Below are 975 nucleotides of genomic sequence, written 5' to 3'. Positions count from 1 at the left end.
ATCGCCCGCACGATCGCATCCGGCCTCCGCACCGGGGCGCGCAACCCGCGCCACCTGGCCAACCTGGGAAGGGCAGCAGCATGACCGAGCGGCTACAGATCGGCACCGGCCCCGAAACCATCCGCGTGCTCAAGTCGGCGTTGGTCGGCGGGCTACTGCCCGACACGTACGTCTCGGCCGGGTCGCTGGTCCACATGGAAGCCGTCTCCGGCGGGCTCACCACGGCGGCCGACGAAGATTCGCCGCTGCCCGTCGCGGCCAGCACGATCAACCCGGCCGGGCTGGCCGGGTTGCTGGCGCAGCACGCCTACGTCTACCGCGTCAAAGCGCGCAAGAGCGACACCGGCGACCCGGAAATGTACGAGGAGGAGGTGACCCCACCTCGGGACATCCTGTCGTCGGTGCTGGCCGGCAAAACGTGGCCGGGCGTGCCGCCGCTGCGCGGGATCATCGGTGCCCCGGTGCTGCGCCGCGACGGCACCCTGTTGCAGCAACCCGGCTACGACCCGGCAACCGGCCTCTACCTGGCGTCCAAGGTCGCACTGCCACCCGTGCCGGACGAACCCACCCCGGAGCAGGTAGCCGAAGCGCGGCATTTCCTGCTGGGCCGCTTCCTGCGGGATTTCCCGTGGGCCAGCGCCGCGGACCGGGCCAACTACGTGGCGCTGTTGGCCACGCCGATCCTGCGGCACTTCACCCGCTCGCTGACCCCGTTCGCCCTGATCGACGCCACCATGCCGTCATCAGGGAAGACGATCCTGACGGCCGGGCCGGGCATGCTCTACGGCCAGCGCGTCATGACCTGGGCCTACTCAGATGAGGAACTACGAAAGTCGATCACGGCTGTACTGGCGGAACAGGTCGGGGTGGTGATCTGGGACAACCTGGCCGAAGGCAGCGTCATCGACTCCGCCGTGCTCGCCCAACTCGTCACCAGCGGCGTATGGTCCGACCGGCAGTTGGGCGCGTCGCGCA

1 pseudogene is annotated in these 975 nt (G+C 69.5%); it reads left to right on the top strand.

Annotated elements, in window-relative coordinates:
• Window positions 1–80: 80 nt before the first annotated feature.
• A pseudogene (locus ABGB16_RS33790) lies at window positions 81–975 on the top strand (hypothetical protein); the annotation flags it as partial.

The organism is Micromonospora sp. B11E3, from assembly GCF_039871625.1.
In the GTDB taxonomy this organism is placed as follows: domain Bacteria; phylum Actinomycetota; class Actinomycetes; order Mycobacteriales; family Micromonosporaceae; genus Micromonospora.
Note: the sequence above shows the minus strand (reverse complement) of the source record. Positions and strands in the feature narration are given on the sequence as shown.